The following is a 19204-nucleotide window of genomic DNA, read 5'->3' on the forward strand; positions in this document are numbered from 1 at the left end:
CGGCCGTACCTGCCTCGGCGGCTCAGCGACCGCGGTCCGGCCGCACCCGCCAGCCGCGCCGGTGGCGTTCGACGTATCCGGCGGCGGCGAGGCCACCGAGGCAGCTGAGCACGGTGGGCAGATCGACTCCGGCCGCCACCGCGATGGTCGCGGGCCCGGCGCCCACTCCCGCAGGCACCGCGTCGAGTACCCGGCGCATGGGCTCGCTGAGCAGGTCGCGGGGAAGCACCGGTCCCCGGCGCCGGGGCGCAAGGTCGTCGCCGATGACGCCGACCAGCTCGACCACCTCGTCGGCGTTCGTGACGCAGACCGCCCTGCCCTCCCGGATGAGCCGGTGGCATCCGGCCGAGGCGGCGGAGGTGATCGGGCCCGGCACCGCGCCCACCGGGCGCCGCAGCGACTCGGCGTGGCCGGCGGTGTTCAGCGCGCCGCTGCGCAGGGCGGCCTCCACGACGACCGTGCCACGGGACAGCGCGGCGATGAGGCGGTTGCGGACCAGGAACCGGGATCGGGTGGGCCGCACGCCCGGCGCGCACTCGCTGACCAGGAGGCCGTTGTCCCGTACCGCGCGGAACAGGTCGTGGTGGCCGAGGGGATAGTCGACGTCGGTGCCGCAGGCGAGTACCACGATCGTCGGTGACGCGCTCGCCAGGGCGCCGCGGTGCGCCGCCCCGTCGATCCCGTAGGCGCCGCCGGAGACGACCGTCCAGCCGGCGTCGCCGAGGGTGGCGCCGAACTCGGCCGCCACGTGCACCCCGTAGGCGGTGGCGGCGCGGGAGCCGACGACGGCGACCGACCGCAGGCACGAGAAGCGCAGGTCGGCGTCCCCGTGCAACCACAGCCCGTACGGCCGGGCCGTGCCGAGATCGTCGAGCTGGGTGGGCCACTCGACGTCGCCCGGCACGATGAGCCGTGCCCCCACGCTTTCCCCTGCGGCGATGTCCCGCTCCGGATCGGCAAGCTCGAGCCGTGCCCGCCACGCCTCGATGAGCCGCGGCAGATCACCCCGCGTCCCGACGACCACCGGCCCCGCCCGCTCTCCGGGCGCGGCGCCATCCGCGCCATCCGCGTCCGTTTCCCCACCGGCACCGGTCGATCCGCCACCGTCCGGGCCGCCACCGTCCGTGGATTCGGCCGTCTCCCCGTCCGCGGACCGGGTTGGGACGCCAACGTCGGCAGGTGCCACGGCACCGTCCCGCGCGGTCTCCTGGGCCGCGCGGCACTCGGCGGCGAGCTCACGGGCAAGACGCCGCGCGTCTCCGCCCTGACGCAGCCGCCGCAGGATCTCCACGGCCCCGAGATGGTCGAGCAGGTGACCCATGACCCGCTCACCCGGGTCGGCGACGCGCATCAGCGTGGCCCGGGCCGCACGCTCGTCGTCGGAGACCGGTCGCGCGGCGGATCCTGGGCTCTCGGCGTGCGGGTTCACCATGCGGCACCACCTGCCTCGGAACCACCCGACCCAAGGCGAAGCCTGTCGAGCGCAGGGGCCGCGGATTCCGACCCCGCGGCACCGGCCGGCAGCCGTCCCCGATCACCACGATGTCCGGGCGGGCCGCTGCGGCGAACCGGCACATCGGCGACGCGAGGCTCGCCGTCTCGACGGTCCCGTTCGCCAGGAGGTGGCTGCCGGTGCGGAGCGATGACGGCTGCTGGACGGCCGCACGGCACAGACGCGCGTATCGCGACGCGGGTGAAAGGGCGGGTGTGGCGGATGTTCATGGCGCACCTCGCCAGAGGGTGAGGGCCGCGTGGGTCTCGTCGGCGGTGGGACGGTCCTTGCCTGCGAGATCGGCGAGGGTCCACGAGACCCGGATGGCGCGGTCGACGCCGCGGGCGCTCAGCTCGCCGGTGTCGAGGCACCGCTGGAGCGGCGCCATCGCGTCCTCGGGGATGCGGAGCTCGCGGTGGAGGACCGAGGTGGGGACCTCGGCGTTGCAGCGCCACGGCGTCCCGGCGAGGCGGCGGGCGGCGCGTTCGCGGGCGAGCAGGACGCGCTCGGCGACGGTCTTGCTCGACTCGATGAAGCGGCGGTCGGCGAGCAGCTCGCGGCGGGTGAACCGGTGGAGGGTGACCTTCACGTCGACGCGGTCGAGCAGCGGGCCGGAGAGCCGGGCGAGGTAGCGGCGGCGGATGTTGGGGGTGCAGCCGCAGCTGCCACCGGCCATGCCGGCCTGGCCGCAGGGGCAGGGATTGGCGGCGAGGACGAGGAGGAACCGGGCGGGAAAGGTCACGGCGCCTGCGGCCCGCGCCACGGTGACCACGCCCGACTCGAGCGGCTGGCGCAGCGAGTCGAGCACCGTGGCGGGGAACTCCGGCGCCTCGTCGAGGAAGAGCACGCCCCTGTGGGCGAGGCTCACCGCGCCGGGCCGTACCAGGCCGGTGCCGCCGCCGATGATCGCCGCGGCGGTGGCGGTGTGGTGCGGGGCGACGAACGGCGCGCGGGTCAGCAGCGGGCTGCCGGGCGGCAGGGCACCCGCCACCGAGTGGATCGCGGTGACCTCCAGCGCCTGGTCGCGGTCGAGCGGGGGCAGCAGCGTGGGCAGGCGCTCGGCCAGCATGGTCTTGCCGGTGCCCGGCGGGCCGAGCATCCACAGGTTGTGCCCACCGGCCGCGCAGACCTCGAGGGCGTGTCGCGCCTCCGCCTGGCCGACCACGTCGGCGAGGTCGAGCGGGCGGCGCGCCTCCCACAGCCCGGTCGGCTGGGGCACCGCCGGGTGCTCCGCGGCTTCCACGCCGTCGCCGTGCCCGGGACCGCCGGCGTCCGCGGCGGCACCCGTCGCCTGGTCCTGCGCGTTCCCTGTCTCGGCGGTACGGGCCTCGGGCGGATCCGCGGCGTCGATCGGCGACCGGCCGTGCGCGCCGTCCTCGCGCAGCCACTCGACCAGGCGGGCGAACGAGCTTGCCGGGACGATGGTGATGTCGGGCACCAGGCGCGCCTCGGCCGCGTTCGCCGCGGGGACGATCGCGGTGCGGGCGCCCGCCTCCGCGGCGGCGAGCACCGCGGGCAGCACGCCGCGCACCGGGCGGATCGATCCGTCGAGGCCGAGCTCGCCGATGAAGAACGGCTCCGCGATCCGGTCCGGGTGTACCAGCCGCGCGGCTCCGGCGATCGCGACGGCGATCGCCAGGTCGAAGTGGCCGCCCTTCTTCGGCAGGCCGGCGGGAAACAGGCTCACCGTGATCCGGGCGTCGGGCCAGGCGAACCCGCTGTTGATGACGGCCGAGCGGACGCGGCCCCGCGCCTCGCTCAGCGCGGTGTCGAGAAGGCCGATCAAATGGATGCCCGGCACGCCGCGGCCCACGTCGGCCTCGACCTCCACCACCCGGCCGCTGATGCCGACCAGCGCGACGCAGCGGGTGCGGGCGACGGGCATTCAGCTCACCCCCCGCTCGTGGCGGACGACGAACTCGCCCGCGAACCGCTCGAGCGCCACCACGTCGACCCGCACACGCGCGAACCGCTCGCGCCGACCGGCCAGCCAGCGGGTCGCGAGGCCGTACAGCCTGGCCACCTTCTCCGGGGTCACCGCCTCCAGCGCCGTGCCGTGACTGTGCCCCGAGCGCGTCTTCACCTCGACCGCGACCAGGGTGTCGCCGTCCCGCGCGAGGATGTCGACCTCGCCCTCCCGGCAACGCCAGTTGCGTTCGAGGATGCGCATGCCGGAGTTCCGGATGAACGCGGCCGCGATCTCCTCGCCGTGTCTGCCGAGCGCATTACCAACGGCCATGGGACCACCTCCGGCCCACAACCATCGCGGGAGCGGCACCCCGGCACGGCGTTAGAGCGCGATTCTGTGGACAACCACGGCCTGTGGAAACAGCCGGCCGAGCCGTACGAACGGCGGCGCGATCAACGGAGAGGCGGGAGGTTCGACCTCACGGTCGGACGGCCGCGATGCGAGACACGGATGACGGCGACGACCACCCCGTGACACGGCAGGGCGCCAGGGGACGCGCCCATCCGCCCCTCGAGGCCCACGGCGGGCGGAGACCCGGGGCACCTCGGCCAGGCACCGGTGGCCGGGCGTCGTCGATGGGAGACGCGTACGACGGTCAGCGGAGACCGTAGGCGGGCCACTGCCCGCGTACCGCGACGATCGGCGTGCCGCTCACGAGGCCCCTGCCGGCTCGCCCGGTGCCTCCGCCGAGGCACCGATCGGCTCGGGCGCCGGGCGGGCGGGGCGCAACGGATCAGCTCGAGAAACCCTCCTTGGGCATCTCGAGGTCGGGCTTGGCGAGTTCCTCGATGTTGACGTCCTTGAACGTGACCACGCGGACGTTCTTCACAAACCGCGCGGGGCGGTACATGTCCCAGACCCAGGCGTCCTGCATCCGCACGTCGAAGTAGACGTCCCCGTTCTCGGCCGTGCGCACGTCGAGATCGACCGAGTTGGTGAGGTAGAACCGCCGCTCGGTTTCGACGACATAGGTGAACAGGCCCACGACGTCGCGGTACTCCCGGTAGAGCTGCAGCTCCATCTCGGTCTCGTACTTCTCGAGATCCTCTGCGCTCATTCCGGTCCTCCTGTTCCGTGCTTCTGGGTCGCATGCACCTGGTCTCGCGCGGTCGGTGCCCGATATCGCGCCGCATCGCGCCCAGATCGGCATGCCCGATCAGGCAACGCCGGCCCCCAGTTCATTGTCCCGTATCCTCTCCCCCCTGCCGGACCGCGCCACCGTCACGAACGAGAAGCGGTGGTGCGGGCTCGGCCCGTACCTGGCGAGCGCCGCCCGGTGCGCGGGGGTGACGTACCCCTTGTGTTCGGCGAAGCCGTACTCCGGAAAGGACTCGTGCAAGGTGGTCATGATGCCGTCCCTGGTCACCTTCGCCACGATGGACGCGGCCGCCACGCAGGCCGCTACCTGATCCCCCTTCCAGATCGCCAGGGACGGCGCCGGCAGCCCCGGCACCGCGAAGCCGTCGACGAGTACATACCCGGGCTCACAGCTCAACCCGGCGACGGCACGGCGCATCCCGGTGACGTTGCACCGGTGCAGCCCGCGGGCGTCGATCTCGGCCGGAGGGATCACCACGACGTGCACGGCACGCGCCGTCGCCATGATGCGCTCGTACAGCTCCTCCCGCCGCGCGGGCGTGATCAGCTTGGAGTCGGTGAGCCCGTCGATCTCGCGTCCCAGGATGACCGCGGCGACCACCAGCGGCCCGGCGCAGGCACCCCGCCCCGCCTCGTCGACCCCGGCGATCGGGGACAGCCCTCGCCGGGCGAGCGCACGCTCGTAGCCGTAGAGTCCCGAATCCCGCCGGACGACGCTCGGGCGCGGCCGATAGGCAACAGTCATGACAGTACGCAGCGTATGCCGCCTCGCGCCGCGGCGGCCATACGATAACCGCCACTCCCGGCCCGGCCGTCCCGTCCCGCGCGGGCGCCGAGCGGCAGGGCGCGGCCCACGGCGGAGCACGTCACCGGGACGCCGACGCACCGGAGGGCGAGGGGACCTTCTCGAAGGCGTTCGTGGACAGCAGCTTCATCCGGGACGGCGGCCAGTACACCGCCCACGCCCGGCCCACCACCGCGTCCTCGGAGATCGTGCCGGAGTGCTTGTCGTTGATGAAGGCCCGCGAGTCACGCGACGCGACCCGGTGGTCCCCCATCACCCACAGCCGTCCCTTCGGCACCTTCACCTCGAAGGACTCACCCGAGGCGTAGTCGCCGGGGTGGAGGTACTCCTCGTCGACCGGCACGCCGTTCACCGAGAGCCGGTGCTTCTTGTCGCAGCACTTCACCGTGTCGCCGCCGACCGCGATGACCCGCTTGATCCACTCCTGGCCGTCCCAGCCCCTGAACACCACGACGTCGCCGCGCTGGGGCGGGCCGGACAGCCGGTTGACCAGCACCCGGTCGTGCTCGAGCAGGGTGTTCTCCATCGACTCCGACGGGATCCAGAAGGTGCCGATGACGAACGCGCGCAGCAGCAGCGCCACCACCACGCCGCCGGCGATGAGCATGAGCGACTCCAGCCAGGCGCTGCGCTTCTTCGCCGGCCGGGTGCTCGCCGTCTCCCCGTCCTTCTCGTCCGCGGCGGCCGCCGGCGCAGTGGCCTCCTCGCTCGGGGCCGCGGGCGCGTTCTCGGGCACGTTGCCCGTGTCGTTGCCGGTACGGCTCATGCCAGCTCACCCACCGGGCGCGTGAGGCGGCGCCGCAGCGCCATGATCGGCAGCGCGCCGATGCAGCCGAGGATGAGCGGCGCCTGGCCGGTCACCGCACCGGCGGCCTTGAGCGCCGCCTGGTTGAAGGTGTCCGGGATCGGCAGGGTGCCCATGCGGGAGAACGGCCACACGATCACGAAGGCGCGCCCGATCACCCGGTCCTCCGGGATCGTGCCGCCCCCGGGGTCACCCTGGTGCGCCCGCGAGTCGAGGGACACCGAGCGGTGGTCGCCCATCACCCACAGCCGCCCCTCCGGCACCGTGATCTCGAAGGGCCGCTCGGAGGGCTGGTCGCCCGGGTACAGGTAGGAGCTCTCGTCGAGGGGCACCCCGTTGACCGTGATGCGCCCCTCGCTGTCGCAGCACTTGACCTTGTCGCCCGGGATGCCGATGACGCGCTTGATGTAGTCCTTCTCCCCCGGCACGAACCCGAACGCGGTGCCGAGCCACCGGGCGACCGCCGCCACCGGGTTCGACGGCTCCTCGATCTCGACCTCGGGGTCCCAGGAGTCCACGCCGGAGAACACCACGATGTCGCCGCGCTCGATGTCGCGCACGTGGTAGACGAGCTTGTTGACCAGGACCCGGTCGTTGGTGAGGAGGGTGTTCTCCATCGACTCGGACGGGATGTAGAAGGCCTGGACGACGAACGTCTTGATCACGAGCGCGAGCGCGAGCGCGACCACCACCAGCACCGGCAGTTCCCGCCAGAAGGAGCCCTTCTTCTCCTCCTTGTCCTTCTTGCCCTTCCCCTTCCCGCCCTGTGCGGCGGGCGGCTGAGTGTCTTCAGCGACCACGTCCACCTCGTCCCCGGCGGGGCGGCGGGCCGGTGCGCCGTACCCCTGGTCCTCGCTAGCCATCGCTGACGAGCCTAGATGATATGGCCCGCGCCACGGGCGTCCGACTCGACACGATCACACGAGAAATGGCCCGCGCCAAAGGCGGCACGGGCCATTTCATTGCGATCGAGGCTACTTGGCCGCCGGGGCCGCCTCACGCCGCTCCCGAATGCGGGCGGCCTTACCGCGCAGGTCCCGCATGTAGTAGAGCTTGGCACGGCGGACGTGGCCACGGCTCACCACGACGATCTTCTCGATGACCGGGCTGTGCACCGGGAACGTGCGCTCGACGCCCACACCGTAGCTCACCTTGCGGACGGTGAAGGTCTCCCGGATGCCGCCGCCCTGCCGGCGCAGCACGAAGCCCTTGAAGACCTGGATGCGGGACCGGTTGCCCTCGACGACACGGACGTGCACCTCCAGCGTGTCACCCGGACGGAAGTCCGGAATGTCGGTGCGCATCGAGGCCTTCTCGAGTTCCTGGATCGCGGTGTGCATGACAGCGGTTCCTCATCAAACGCGAGCGCGCGGAGGTCCACCCGGTCACGCCGACGCGCGACGGCGAGGGGGACACACGCACTGGGCTGGATACGTCTACCTGGCCGGGACGGTGGCGACCCGGCCGACCGCGCCAACCGTGCGTCCGATCGCGAGGTCGAAGACAGTTGGCAACAGCGATTCAGTCTGCCACAGGTTCGCTCCCGGCGCGAAACAAAGCGTCCGAGCGGGGTGCGTTCTCCACCGATTTGCCCCGGTCCCGTCGCCACCGGGGCACCGAGGTACGGCCGGCCGTCAGGCGACGCCGGGCCGCTCGCCCTCGACGGCCGGTTCCTCCTCGGCCGCCGGTTCGCCGCGGACCGCCCGCCACGCCTCCTCGAGCACCTCGCGGTCACGCCGGTCGAGCGTCGCCGGGTCGAGCCGGGCCGCGAGGTCCGGCCGCCGCTCCACGGTACGGCGCAGCGCCTGGTCGCGCCGCCAGCGCGCGATCGCGGCGTGGTGCCCGGACAGCAGGATCGGCGGCACCTCGTGCCCCCGCCACACCGGCGGCTTGGTGTACACGGGGCCCTCGAGCAGGTTCTCCATCGCCCCCGGCGCGAACGAGTCGTCGGCCACCGAGCAGACGTTGCCGAGCACGCCGGGCAGCAGCCGGGCCACGGCCTCGACGATGACGAGCACCGCCGCCTCGCCCCCGGCGAGCACGTAGTCCCCGATGCTCACCTCGTCCACCCGCAGCCGCTCGCGGTACTCCTCGACGACACGGGCGTCGATGCCTTCGTAGCGTGCCGGGGCGAACAGCAGCCACGGCTCCCGGGCGTACTCGAGCGCGACCTTCTGGGTGAAGGGCCGCCCGCTCGGGGTGGGCACGACGAGCCGCGGGAGCGCGCCCTCGGTCTCGGCGGACGCGATCACCGCGTCGATCGCCTCGGCCCAGGGCTCGGGCTTCATCACCATGCCGGGGCCGCCGCCGTACGGCGTGTCGTCCACGGTGCGGTGCACGTCGTGGGTCCAGTCCCGCAGCTGGTGCAGCCGGATGTCGAGGATGCCGCGGCTGCGCGCCTTACCGATGAGGGACACCTCGAGCGGCGTGAAGTACTCGGGGAAGATCGAGATGATGTCGACGCGCATCACACGGCCTCGTCGGGGTTGAGCAGCCCGCGCGGCGGGTCGATCACGAGCCGCCCGGCGGCAAGGTCCACCTCGGGCACGATCGCCTTGACGAACGGGACGAGCACCTCGCGCCCCTGGTGCCGGACGACGAGGAGGTCCTGGCCGTGGTGGAGCACGTCGGTCACCTCGCCGACGACCTCGCCGCCGACCGTGGCCACCTGCAGGCCGATGAGCTGGTGGTCGTAGAACTCGTCGGGGTCCTCCGGCGGCGGCACGTCCGCCGAGTCGATGAGGAGCAGCGTGTTGCGCAGCCGCTCGGCCGCGTTGCGGTCGCTCACCCCCTCGAACCGCAGCAGCAGCACGCCGGAGTGCCAGCGCCTCCCCGCCACCACGAGCGGCCCGGCCGACGCCGGATCGGTGGCGAACTCCGCCCCGGGCGCGAAGCGCCGCTCCGGATCGTCGGTGCGGACCTCCACCGTGACCTCGCCGCGTATGCCGTGGGGGCGCCCGATCCGGCCGACGACGAGTTGCACGTGACGATCCCCTTCTTCGCAGACGTTGCGTGAGGCCCCCACAGCGCGTCAGGGGACCGCCGCACGCCCGGCCACGGGCGGGGCAGGTCCCCTGACGGAGGAGGGCTTGCACCTGTACGGCACGGCGACACCGCGGACGGCGCCACGGGCACCCGGACACGGGCGTGCTCGGCCACGGTCCGGTGCGGACCGGCCGCGCGGGCGGCGGCCGGTGACGGTCCGGCGCGGTGCGCCCGGGCTCAGCGGCCCTCGTTCAGGTCGAGCAGGTCGACCCGGACGTGCTTGCCGCCGGCCAGCGCGTTCACCACCGTGCGCAGCGCCTTGGCGGTACGGCCGTTGCGCCCGATGACCTTGCCGAGGTCCTCCGGATGGACCCGGACCTCCAGGACCCGTCCGGAGCGGACCCGGCGCGCGCGGACCCGGACGTCGTCGGGATTCTCGACGATGCCCTTGACCAGGTGCTCGAGGGCCTCCTCGAGCACCTCAGGCTCCGCCTTCCGAAGACTGCTCGGCCGGGGCGGACTCCGCGGCGTTCTCGGCCGTCTCCTTCTTCTTCGACTTGCGCGGCGTGGGGGCGGGCGCGCCGGTGTCCCCGGCGAGGGCCTCCTTCGCCGCGGCCTCGTAGATCGCGTGGCGATCCGGCTTCGGCTCGGCGACCTGAACCTTGGAGACCGCGTTCGGGTCGCCCTTGAACCGCTGCCAGTCACCGGTGAGCTTGAGGATCTTCAGCACCGGCTCGGTCGGCTGGGCCCCGACCCCCAGCCAGTACTGCACCCGCTCGGAGTTCACCTCGATGCGCGAGGGGTGCTCCTTCGGGTGGTAGATGCCGAGCTCCTCGATCGCGCGGCCGTCCCGCTTGGTCCGGCTGTCGGCCACGACGATGCGGTACTGCGGATTGCGGATCATGCCGAGCCGCTTAAGCTTGATCTTGACTGCCACGGGTGTGGTCAACTCCTGGACTTCGAGACGTGTTTGAGCGCCGTCACATCGAGTGGGGCACGACGAAAGGACGCTCCAGGGACAAGCGCGACCGCCGGAGATGAGAGGGCGCCCGGCCGGCCACGGTGTTCCAACATGTCATTCTGCCAGAACCGCAGAGCGTTCCGCGACGCAGCCGCCGGAGCGTCGCACGCCGATGCCCGCCCCGGGGCCTCGACCGGCACGGTACTCACTACGGTAGCCCACTAGGCTACCGGCCCCGTCCCGTCGTCGCACCCGGCCCGCGGGCGGACGACCGGGCGGGAGGCGCCCCACCGCCGGGCGTCACTTCGGGCGTACCACCCCGAGGAGCTGCAGGGCGGTGAGCGCGATGAACGCCACGATGATCGACGCCCAGATGAGCCGCATGCGCCGGTCGAACCGCGCGCCCCTGTCCTCGTCGTCCTCGTGCTCGGCGGTCATGTGGTTTCCCTTCCGCTGCCGGGATCACCCCGCGGCGGTCACTTCTTGCCGGGGAACTTGAGCTTCGACGGGTCGAATCCGGGCGGCAGGTTGAGGCCGGGCGGCAGCTTGCCGCCGCCGAGCCCGCCCAGCCCGCCGAGGCCGGGGGGCAGCTGCGGGGCGTCCTGCGGCGGCCGGGCGCCCGCCTTGCCGAGCGCGGCCTTGCGCGGGTCGCCGCTCACCCGGCGCCCCTTCTTCGCCTTCTTCTGCGCCTTGGCCTTGCGCCCGCCCGGCATGCCGGGGAAGCCGAGGCCGCTCGCCATGCGCTTCATCATCTTCTGCGCCTCGAAGAAGCGCACGACGAGGTTGTTCACCTCGGTGACGGTCACGCCGGAACCGCGGGCGATGCGCTCCCGCCGCGAGCCGTTGATGATCTTCGGGTCGCGCCGCTCGGCCGGCGTCATCGAGCGGATGATCGCGGCGATCCGGTCGAGGTCGCGATCGTCGATCTTGTTGAGCTGGTCGCGCATCTGCCCCATGCCGGGCATCATGCCGAGCAGGTTCTTGATCGGCCCGAGCCGGCGGACCATCATCATCTGCTCGAGGAAGTCGTCGAGCGTGAACTCCTCACCCGAGACGAGCTTGCCCGCCATCTTGGCGGCCTCCTGCTCGTCGAAGGTGCGCTGCGCCTGCTCGATCAGGGTGAGGATGTCACCCATGTCGAGGATGCGCGACGCCATCCGGTCCGGGTGGAAGAGGTCGAAGTCCTCGAGCTTCTCGCCGGTGGACGCGAACATGATCGGCCGGCCGGTGACGTGCCGCACCGAGAGCGCGGCACCGCCGCGCGCGTCGCCGTCGAGCTTGGTGAGCACGACCGCGTCGAAGCCGACCCCCTCCATGAAGGCCTGGGCGGTGGTGACCGCGTCCTGGCCGATCATGGCGTCGACGACGAACAGGATCTCGTCCGGCTGGACGGCGTCCCGGATGTCCGCCGCCTGCTTCATCATCTCCTGGTCGATGCCGAGCCGGCCCGCCGTGTCGATGATGACCATGTCGTGGTTCTTCTGGCGGGCGTACTCGATCGACCGGCGGGCGACGTCGACCGGGTCGCCGACGCCGTTGCCCGGCTCGGGGGCGAAGACCGCCACCTCCGCACGCTCGGCGAGCACGGAGAGCTGCTGGACCGCGTTGGGCCGCTGCAGGTCGCAGGCGACGAGCAGCGGGGCGTGGCCCTGCGTGCGCAGCCAGCGGGCGAGCTTGCCCGCGAGCGTGGTCTTACCGGAACCCTGCAGACCCGCCAGCATGATCACGGTGGGCGGCGTCTTGGCGAACCGCAGGCGGCGGGTCTCCCCGCCCAGCACCTCGATCAGCTCGTCATGAACGATCTTCACGACCTGCTGGGCCGGGTTGAGCGCCTGGGAGACCTCGGCGCCGCGCGCACGCTCCTTGACCCGGGCGACGAACGCCCGCACCACCGGGAGCGCGACATCCGCCTCCAGCAGGGCGATCCGGATCTCCCGACAGGTCGCATCGATATCGGCGTCCGAGAGCCTGCCCTTCGAGCGAAGGGAGGAGAATACCGATGTCAGCCGGTCGGATAGGGTCTCAAACACGTGTTGGCCAGCCTCTGCGCGAATGGTCCGTGCTTACTGCGTCGTCTGCGACTAGCCCCAGCCTATCCGCTTCCGCCTCCCCGCGAGGGCGCGGCCCGATCCGGCGGCACCGCGGCGGCGCACCGTGATCGCCGCGCCGTACGGCCGGGCCGAACCGATCGTCCCGGACGACCGGCCGCGCACCGGCCCCGGTCGCTGGAGTCCGGCCGGAGACCCGGTCCCGGAAACGCCGAAACGGCGGCGCCGACCGGCGCCGCCCCCGGCGACACGGATGACCGCCCGACTCCGCGCCCGTCTCGGGCGGCGTCCGCGCCTGCCGCACGGCCGTACCGCGGCCGGCTCGGGGGCGGCCCGGCCTTCCGCTCGTTCGGCGGGCCTCAGCGGCCCCAGCCGCCGCCCGGTACGGCCACGCGCATGGCGAGCGCGTGCTCGACCAGGGTGATGAGGGTCTCCTTGACCGACTCGCGGACGCGCGCGTCGCAGCGAGTGATCGGAATGTGCGGGGAGATGGTGAGCGCCTCGCGCACCTCCTCCTCGCTGTGGGTGAAGTGCCCGTCCCATCCGTTGATCGCGATGATGAACGGGAGCTGGGCCTCCTCGAAGTAGTCCACCGCGGGGAAGCTGTCGGCGAGGCGGCGGGTGTCGACCAGGACCACGGCGCCGATGGCGCCGCGGACCAGGTCGTCCCACATGAACCAGAACCGGTGCTGACCGGGCGTGCCGAACAGGTAGAGGATCAGGTCCTGGTCGAGCGACACCCGGCCGAAGTCCATCGCGACCGTGGTGGTCGTCTTGTTCGGGGTCAGGCCCGTGTCGTCGATGCCCACCGAGGCGTCGGTCATGACCGCCTCGGTGGTGAGCGGCATGATCTCCGAGACGGCGCCGACGAAGGTCGTCTTGCCCACGCCGAAGCCACCGGCGACGACGATCTTCGTCGAGGTGAGCACGCCGCCGCCACCGCCTCGGCTAGAGCCTGCGAAGTCCACTGAGTACCCTCTCCAGCAGGTTCAGATCCGGCTTGCCGGCGTCAAGCTGCGGCTGATACACGTGCACAAGTCCCTCGGCCGCCATGTCCGCGACCAGAACCCGCGCGACGCCCAGTGGTATCCGGAGCATCGCCGAGATCTCCGCCACCGATCGCACCTGACGGCACAGCGAGGAGATCGCCTGGTACTCGGGGGTCATCCCCGACAGGTCGACCTGCGTCACCGTGGCCGACGACACCAACGCTTCCAAGGCCAGGTTGGTTCGCGGCGCCGTACGGCCCTTGGTCATCGCGTACGGCCGTACCGGCGACGGCGGCTCGTGTGGACCCGGACCTCCGTACTGATGATTTCCCCACTGATCCATACTCATCACCCGGGTTGCGTGGCCTGTAATTCGGCACGGACGGCCGGCGTAAGAACCTGACCGGCTCGCTCCACCATCAACGTCATCTGATAGGCGACCAAGCCCATGTCGCAGTCGGGCGCGGCGAGCACCGCCAGGCAGGAGCCGTCGCTGATCGACATGATGAGGAGCAGGCCGCGCTCCATCTCCACGACGGTCTGGGTGACCGGCCCGCCCTCGAAGACCCGCGACGCGCCCTGGGTCAGGCTGATCAGACCCGCGGCGACCGCCGCGAGCTGGTCGGCCCGGTCCTTCGGGAAGCCCTCCGAGTACGCCAGCGGAAGGCCGTCCGAGGACACCACCACGGCGTGCGCCACGCCCGGGACGCTTCTGACGAAGTCGGTGACCAGCCAGTTGACGCCGCGAGCGGCCTGGCTCAGCTCCCTCACGCGTCCTCCTTGCCCTCATCGAACCGGCGGAAGGCGCTCGGGTAGGCCTCGTCCTCGCTCAGCTCGCCGCGGGCCACGGCACGGCCCTGCCGGATGCCCTGCTGGAAGCTCGCCAGCCTGCTGCGCGCGCGGTCGGGCGAGAGCAGCGGCCGCTGCGGACCGGACGACTGCCGGCCGGAGTCGCCGCCGGAGGTCGGGACCGACCCCGGCACCAGGTTGGCCTTGGGGATCCGCTTCGGCAGACCGGACGCGGTCTTGCCCTCGCGCACCGGGTCGCGGACCACCTGGGCGGCCTGCCAGCCGGCGTCGGCGGAGGAGGCGCGCCAGCCGCCGGACGGGTCGTTGTCGTCGGAGGAGTTCGCCGGGGCCCGCCGGAACCACGCGGACTCGACCGCCGCGAAGATCGGCAGGTACTCCTCGTTCTGCTGCTCCATCGGCGACGACTCGGGCACCGCCGGCATCGGGCCGGTCGCCCCGTCGGTGTCGGGGAAGTCGAACCGGCGCGAACGCATGCGGCCGATCGCCGGGGGCGGGCTGCTGAAGGTCGGCTGCTGGCCGGGCCGCAGCGTCGGGTGCGCGCCGCTGTTGCCGCCGAACACCGGGCCCGACGGGCTGTCGAAGCTCTGCGGGCCGCTCGGCGCGGAGCTCGCGGGCTTGGTGAAGGCCGAGCCGAACGCCGACTCGCCGCCGCCGTCGGTCTTCTGCTGCGGGCCGGTGAAGACCGGGCCGGAGGGGGTGTCGAAGGTCTGCACGCCGCTCGGCAGGTCCTGCGACGTGGACGAGGAGCCGGAGCCGAAGCCCTGGCCGAAGCCGCGGCCGAAGCTCTGCGGGCCGGAGGCCCCGGAGGACGGGCCGCCGGAGGAGGCGCCGGCGAAGCCCTCGACCGCGCCGAAGCTCTGGGTGGCCTCGACGCCCCGGCCGGAGTCCATGCCCTGCGAGGAGCCGGAGGACAGGCCCGCGCCCTGCATCGCGCCGGGCCGCGAGGGCTCCTCGAGCGCGGGGGCGGACACCCCGAACCTGCCGGAGTCACTCGTGGCGAACCGGCCCGAGTCACCGGTCGCGAACCGTCCGGAGTCGCTCGTGGAGAACCGGCCGGAGTCGCTGGAGGCGTCCCAGCCGGAGCCGCCCACCGGCGCGGCGGCCGCGGCCATGCCGCCGGCGAAGGCGCCGGACTGGCCGAACGGCATCGCGGGCTGGGTGACGCCGACGAGCGTCTCGGGCAGCAGCACCATCGCGGTGAGGCCACCGCCGTCGTGCGGACGGAGCTGCACCCGGATGCCGTGGCGCAGGGCGAGACGGCCGACCACGAAGAGGCCCATGCGGCGGGACACCGACACGTCGACGACGGGCGGGTTCGACAGCCGCCAGTTCGCCTGGGCGAGCTCCTCGGCGGTCATGCCGATGCCGTGGTCGGTGATGCCGATCATCACGCCGCCGCCGTCGATGCGGTTGGCGGTCACCGTGACCTTGGTGTCCCGCGAGGAGAAGGAGATCGCGTTCTCGATCAGCTCGGCGAGCAGGTGGATGACGTCGTTGACGGCCTGGCCTGCGACGGCGACGCCGGGCAGCACCTGCATGTCGACCCGCTCGTAGTTCTCGACCTCGGAGAGCGAGGCGCGGACCACGTCCACCAGCGGCACCGGCTGGCTCCACCGCCGGGCGGGCTCCTGGCCCGCGAGAACCAGGAGGTTCTCGGAGTTGCGCCGCATTCGGGTGGCGAGGTGGTCGAGCTTGAACAGGTTGGCGAGTCGCTGCTCGTCCTGCTCGCCCTGCTCGAGGCTGTCGATCAGGCTGATCTGACGCTCCACCAGCGTCTGCGTACGGCGCGAGAGGTTTACGAACATCGCGCTGATGTTGCTGCGCAGCGCGGCCTCGTCGCCCGCCAGGCGGACCGCCTCGCGGTGGACCTCGTCGAACGCCCGCGCCACTTCGCCGATCTCGTCGCTGGAGGCCACGCTGATCGGCTTGACCTCGGCGGCGACGTTCGCGGGGGCCGCGTCGGCCTCCCGCAGCCGGGCGACCATGGCGGGCAGGCGGCTGCCCGCGATCTCGAGGGCCTCGGCCCGCAGCCGGCGCAGCGGCCGCACCAGCGAGCGCGCCACGACCGAGGTGACGATGAGGACGAGGATCAACAGGGCGGCGACGAGGATCACGTTGAGGGCCGCGAAGCCCTGGTCGGCGCCCTGCAGCTCGTCACTCTTGGTGATGATCTGCTTGATGAGCTCGCCCTCGACCTTGTGCATCCGGTCGACCGTGTCGGTCATCGCGTCGTACCAACGCTCGGCGTCGCGCGCCGTGTTGGCCGACTCCAGACCGCGCAGCGGCCGGTTCGACTCGGTGAGGAACTTGGCCCGCGCCTTCAGACCCTCGGCGCGGTCGACCTTCTGGCCGGTGACGGTGTCGGCGTACAGCTGGCTCTGCGCCAGGGTGGCGAACTGGCCGAACGCGACGAGCTGGCTGTCCTGGCCGGCGTCCGCGTTGTTGAACGCGTCCTGCTCCATCGGCGTGAACTGCGGCCGCGGCCGCCGTGCGAGCGCCGCGGCGAGCAGGCCGCGCTGCCGGGAGGTCTCCTCCTTGGCCCGGGCGAGGGCGCCGAGCGCGGAGGCGGTGGCGCTCAGCTCTTCGTTCGTGCTCCCCTGCCGGATCTCTTCGTAGAGCTGCAGCATGTCGCTGATGACCAGCGAGTACCGGTCCATCGCCGGCAGCGGCGGCAGCTTCGTCCCGATCGCGGTGTTGCGCAGGGTGTTGAGGTCGTTGAGCCGGTTGAGCAGGGCCTGCAGACGCTGGCGGCCCGAGGCGCTGAGCGCGTCGCGGGCCGGTTCCGCGCTCGCCCGTACCTTGGCGACCGCGCCGTCCACGGCGTCCTGCTGGTTGCGGATGGCCACCAGGCTCGGGCCCTGCGGGCGTCCGGCGGCGATGTACGCGACCGTCTTGTCGCGCTCGTCCTGGAACTCATGCGCCAGCGTGGCGAGGCTGTTGACCAGCTCCGCCACGGTGTTGACCCGCTCGTACTGGGCCGCACTGCTGATCGACGTGGTGACCCGGAGTGCACCAAGCAGAACGGCGACGGTGGTGGGGATGAGGATCAGCGCGATGAGTCGCGTCCGGACCCGCCAGTTACGCAGGGCGAGGGGACTCCCGGCCGACGGAGCCGCCTGATTGGGGGCTTCCTGCTCAGGCGGGCTGGTGCCCTCGTTTATTGCTGTCCTCACTGGTTGCGACCTCTCGACGGCTCGCCCTCGTGGGAGGAGGTTGTCTTGTGCGCCTGAAAGCTGCGTCAAGTCACGGGCAATTTGAGCATAACGAGACTACACCGACCAATAGGACCGCGGGTTTCAAACGGTCCAAATTGCAAAGTGATGGGGTAACGAAACGGCAACCGCCTCACGTGGCGGCAATGTGCACAATCGTGACGGATGTCTCACTCTCCGGATGCTGGAACGATCCAAGGCCCGACAAACGGCCCATCCAGGGACATATAACAAGGTGCCGCGCCCCTCGCGGGCCCCTGCCGCCGCGGTTGCCGGCCCCCTGGGTACAGGGGCGGGCCTGTGCTGCTATAAGCTGCGCACCTCAAGGCGGCCGCCTGGCCGGTGGCCGTGCCGCCTGCCCGTACCTCGGACGACGTCCGTGGCCGCACGGGCGGGCATCCGTATTCGAGCGCCGAAGGCACTCCGCGCGCGGAGGCGCCGTGAGGCTTTCACATATCGCCCCGCCGCCGTCGGCACGCCGGACGTCGCGGCGGGTGGTTCACCGCGCGGCGCGGTAAGCGGGCCGTTGCCCGGTGTCCGGCGACCGGACGCGCAACGGGCGGACACCCGAACATCGGACGACACCGTACGGCCGGCCGGCTCGTCCGCCGTGCCCGTCGTCGGGCGTCCCGCCTCACCCGGGTGAGCCGCGGTCGCGTCGCGGCCGGTAAGAGTTCGCGCATGCCCTGCGCGCGTCCGTCGTCTCGCGGATCCCCTGCGGACGCGGTTCGCCCGGCGGTCCGGGATCCGCGCCGGGGCGATCCCCCGCCGACGGCCGGTCCGATACGCCGTCCGGCGGGAAGCGGTGGCCACCACGTCGGCGTGCGCGGACGTGTCGCGAAGGAAAAAGGCGGAGGGATCCGCGCCGCCCGCGGGCCTTGCGTACGGTCGCGGTCACGTCGCGCCGTGCGGGCGGCGGATCATGCGGCACCGCGGCGCGCGGCGCGTGGCGGCCGCCGGGCCGCCGTGGTCCGCGAGCGCCGGGCCCGCCGTCGATCACGCGGCTCGCGAACGGATTCGGCCGGTGCCGTGGTCGGCGACCGGCCGGAGGTCGGTGTCTGGTCACGTCGCCGGCGCGAGCGGGTCGCGCCGGTACGGGTGTCGCCGGAGTTCGCCGGCGGCGTGCCGGCCCCCTGGGCGACGGGGCCGGATCGGACTGCCTCATGGGGCACGGGCGGCGGGCACTCCGGGCAGGTGTCCCGGGTGCGCCGATCCCGTGCTCCGACAGGTCACCGGGGATGTGCCGGCGACGGCCCGGACGCCGTCGTCCACGATCCCCGGTTCCCGACCTCGCCGGAGGAGCCGCGGCGTGACTCGGGCACGGCGGGTGAGGAGGCGGCACACGTTCCCGCCGTTCGCCGGGGCCGGCCGGATGCGCCGGCCCGCACGGCACCACGGCCGGGCGTCGCCGCCGGTTGGGGCCTGCCCCGCCCCGGCCGTACCCACGCCGCTCCGGTACGGCTCAGCGTGCCCAGCCCTGGGCCGCGGTCCGCATGGCGAGCGCGTGCTCGACCAGGGTGATGAGGGTCTCCTTGACCGCCTGGCGGGCGCGGGCGTCGGTGCGCACGATCGGCACCGCCGGCGTCAGCGCCAGCGCCTCGCGCACCTCCTCCTCGCTGTGCGGGAACTGGCCGTCCCAGCCGTTGATGGCGACGATGAACGGGAGGCGCGCCTCCTCGAAGTAGTCGATCGCCGGGAAGCTGTCGGCGAGACGGCGGGTGTCGACCAGCACGACCGCGCCGATGGCGCCGCGCACCAGGTCGTCCCACATGAACCAGAACCGGTGCTGACCGGGCGTGCCGAACAGGTAGAGGATCAGGTCCTGGTCGAGCGACACCCGGCCGAAGTCCATCGCGACCGTGGTGGTCGTCTTGTGCGGAGTCAGGCCGATGTCATCGATCCCGACCGAGGCGTCCGTCATCACCGCCTCGGTGGTGAGCGGCATGATCTCCGAAACGGCACCGACGAACGTCGTCTTGCCCACGCCGAAGCCGCCGGCGACGACGATCTTCGTCGAGGTCAGCGCTCCT

Annotated in this window: 19 protein-coding genes; all 19 read right to left on the bottom strand. The window is 72.5% G+C overall.

Annotation, left to right across the window (positions count from 1 at the left end; all coding sequences use genetic code 11):
• Positions 1-22: 22 nt before the first annotated feature.
• The 19 genes from dprA to FHX40_RS16265 all read right to left on the bottom strand — a co-directional run bounded on the left by dprA (position 23) and on the right by FHX40_RS16265 (position 19197).
• Entirely contained in the window at positions 23-1024 is a 1002-nt protein-coding gene (gene dprA / locus FHX40_RS16180) for a DNA-processing protein DprA (protein ID WP_244941599.1), read from the bottom strand.
• Positions 1025-1718: 694 nt separating this feature from the next.
• Positions 1719-3377 (bottom strand): YifB family Mg chelatase-like AAA ATPase, encoded by a 1659-nt coding sequence (locus FHX40_RS16185; RefSeq protein WP_142260401.1) that lies wholly within the window; start codon positions 3375-3377, stop codon positions 1719-1721.
• Positions 3378-3731 carry a YraN family protein gene (locus FHX40_RS16190; protein WP_142260402.1) on the bottom strand — a complete coding sequence of 118 codons (354 nt, stop codon included), beginning with the start codon at positions 3729-3731 and terminating at the stop codon, positions 3378-3380.
• A gap of 463 nt (positions 3732-4194) precedes the next feature.
• The gene (locus tag FHX40_RS16195; RefSeq protein WP_142260403.1) at positions 4195-4518 is read right to left on the bottom strand and encodes a DUF2469 domain-containing protein; all 324 of its coding nucleotides are present in this window, start codon (positions 4516-4518) and stop codon (positions 4195-4197) included.
• 99 nt (positions 4519-4617) lie between these two features.
• Positions 4618-5304: a ribonuclease HII gene (locus FHX40_RS16200; protein ID WP_142260404.1), complete on the bottom strand. Its 687-nt coding sequence runs from the start codon at positions 5302-5304 to the stop codon at positions 4618-4620.
• A 121-nt stretch (positions 5305-5425) separates the two neighbouring features.
• The gene (gene lepB, locus FHX40_RS16205) at positions 5426-6130 is read right to left on the bottom strand and encodes a signal peptidase I (protein ID WP_142260405.1); all 705 of its coding nucleotides are present in this window, start codon (positions 6128-6130) and stop codon (positions 5426-5428) included.
• A complete protein-coding gene (lepB, locus tag FHX40_RS16210; protein WP_142260406.1) occupies positions 6127-7032 on the bottom strand; it encodes a signal peptidase I in 906 nt (301 codons plus the stop codon). The genes lepB (FHX40_RS16205) and lepB (FHX40_RS16210) overlap by 4 nt, the downstream gene beginning before the upstream one ends.
• Positions 7033-7143: 111 nt before the next feature.
• A complete protein-coding gene (gene rplS, locus FHX40_RS16215; RefSeq protein ID WP_142260407.1) occupies positions 7144-7509 on the bottom strand; it encodes a 50S ribosomal protein L19 in 366 nt (121 codons plus the stop codon).
• Between the two features lie 294 nt (positions 7510-7803).
• A complete protein-coding gene (gene trmD / locus FHX40_RS16220; RefSeq protein WP_142260408.1) occupies positions 7804-8637 on the bottom strand; it encodes a tRNA (guanosine(37)-N1)-methyltransferase TrmD in 834 nt (277 codons plus the stop codon).
• Positions 8637-9152 carry a ribosome maturation factor RimM gene (gene rimM / locus FHX40_RS16225; RefSeq protein ID WP_142260409.1) on the bottom strand — a complete coding sequence of 172 codons (516 nt, stop codon included), beginning with the start codon at positions 9150-9152 and terminating at the stop codon, positions 8637-8639. Before rimM ends, trmD begins: the two co-directional genes overlap by 1 nt.
• Before the next feature lie 239 nt (positions 9153-9391).
• Positions 9392-9634: an RNA-binding protein gene (locus FHX40_RS16230; protein WP_142260410.1), complete on the bottom strand. Its 243-nt coding sequence runs from the start codon at positions 9632-9634 to the stop codon at positions 9392-9394.
• 1 nt (position 9635) lies between these two features.
• Positions 9636-10091, bottom strand: a complete 456-nt coding sequence (rpsP, locus tag FHX40_RS16235) for a 30S ribosomal protein S16 (protein ID WP_142260411.1) — start codon at positions 10089-10091, stop codon at positions 9636-9638.
• 324 nt (positions 10092-10415) lie between these two features.
• Positions 10416-10553 (bottom strand): hypothetical protein, encoded by a 138-nt coding sequence (locus tag FHX40_RS25135; RefSeq protein WP_170198856.1) that lies wholly within the window; start codon positions 10551-10553, stop codon positions 10416-10418.
• Positions 10554-10591: 38 nt separating this feature from the next.
• Positions 10592-12145, bottom strand: a complete 1554-nt coding sequence (gene ffh, locus FHX40_RS16240; RefSeq protein WP_142260412.1) for a signal recognition particle protein — start codon at positions 12143-12145, stop codon at positions 10592-10594.
• Positions 12146-12522: 377 nt separating this feature from the next.
• The gene (locus FHX40_RS16245) at positions 12523-13131 is read right to left on the bottom strand and encodes a GTP-binding protein (RefSeq protein WP_189136237.1); all 609 of its coding nucleotides are present in this window, start codon (positions 13129-13131) and stop codon (positions 12523-12525) included.
• Complete coding sequence (locus tag FHX40_RS16250) at positions 13112-13495, bottom strand: DUF742 domain-containing protein (RefSeq protein ID WP_229788946.1); 384 nt, start codon at positions 13493-13495, stop codon at positions 13112-13114. The genes FHX40_RS16245 and FHX40_RS16250 overlap by 20 nt, the downstream gene beginning before the upstream one ends.
• Before the next feature lie 5 nt (positions 13496-13500).
• Positions 13501-13923 (bottom strand): roadblock/LC7 domain-containing protein, encoded by a 423-nt coding sequence (locus FHX40_RS16255; protein ID WP_142260415.1) that lies wholly within the window; start codon positions 13921-13923, stop codon positions 13501-13503.
• Positions 13920-17135, bottom strand: coding sequence for a sensor histidine kinase (locus tag FHX40_RS16260; RefSeq protein WP_142260416.1), 3216 nt, complete (start codon positions 17133-17135; stop codon positions 13920-13922). The genes FHX40_RS16255 and FHX40_RS16260 overlap by 4 nt, the downstream gene beginning before the upstream one ends.
• Positions 17136-18636: 1501 nt before the next feature.
• On the bottom strand, positions 18637-19197 hold the full coding sequence (locus FHX40_RS16265; protein WP_142261820.1) for a GTP-binding protein: 561 nt from the start codon (positions 19195-19197) through the stop codon (positions 18637-18639).
• Positions 19198-19204: the final 7 nt, after the last annotated feature.

It is taken from the genome of Thermopolyspora flexuosa, assembly GCF_006716785.1.
GTDB classification, from domain to species: domain Bacteria; phylum Actinomycetota; class Actinomycetes; order Streptosporangiales; family Streptosporangiaceae; genus Thermopolyspora; species Thermopolyspora flexuosa.

Coding starts and splice junctions, on each gene's coding strand:
- FHX40_RS16185 (WP_142260401.1), bottom strand. CDS start 3,377: ATGCCCGTCGCCCGCACCCGCTGCGTCGCGCTGGTCGGCATCAGCGGC.
- FHX40_RS16190 (WP_142260402.1), bottom strand. CDS start 3,731: ATGGCCGTTGGTAATGCGCTCGGCAGACACGGCGAGGAGATCGCGGCC.
- FHX40_RS16195 (WP_142260403.1), bottom strand. CDS start 4,518: ATGAGCGCAGAGGATCTCGAGAAGTACGAGACCGAGATGGAGCTGCAG.
- FHX40_RS16200 (WP_142260404.1), bottom strand. CDS start 5,304: ATGACTGTTGCCTATCGGCCGCGCCCGAGCGTCGTCCGGCGGGATTCG.
- lepB (WP_142260405.1), bottom strand. CDS start 6,130: ATGAGCCGTACCGGCAACGACACGGGCAACGTGCCCGAGAACGCGCCC.
- lepB (WP_142260406.1), bottom strand. CDS start 7,032: ATGGCTAGCGAGGACCAGGGGTACGGCGCACCGGCCCGCCGCCCCGCC.
- rplS (WP_142260407.1), bottom strand. CDS start 7,509: ATGCACACCGCGATCCAGGAACTCGAGAAGGCCTCGATGCGCACCGAC.
- trmD (WP_142260408.1), bottom strand. CDS start 8,637: ATGCGCGTCGACATCATCTCGATCTTCCCCGAGTACTTCACGCCGCTC.
- FHX40_RS25135 (WP_170198856.1), bottom strand. CDS start 10,553: ATGACCGCCGAGCACGAGGACGACGAGGACAGGGGCGCGCGGTTCGAC.
- FHX40_RS16250 (WP_229788946.1), bottom strand. CDS start 13,495: ATGGATCAGTGGGGAAATCATCAGTACGGAGGTCCGGGTCCACACGAG.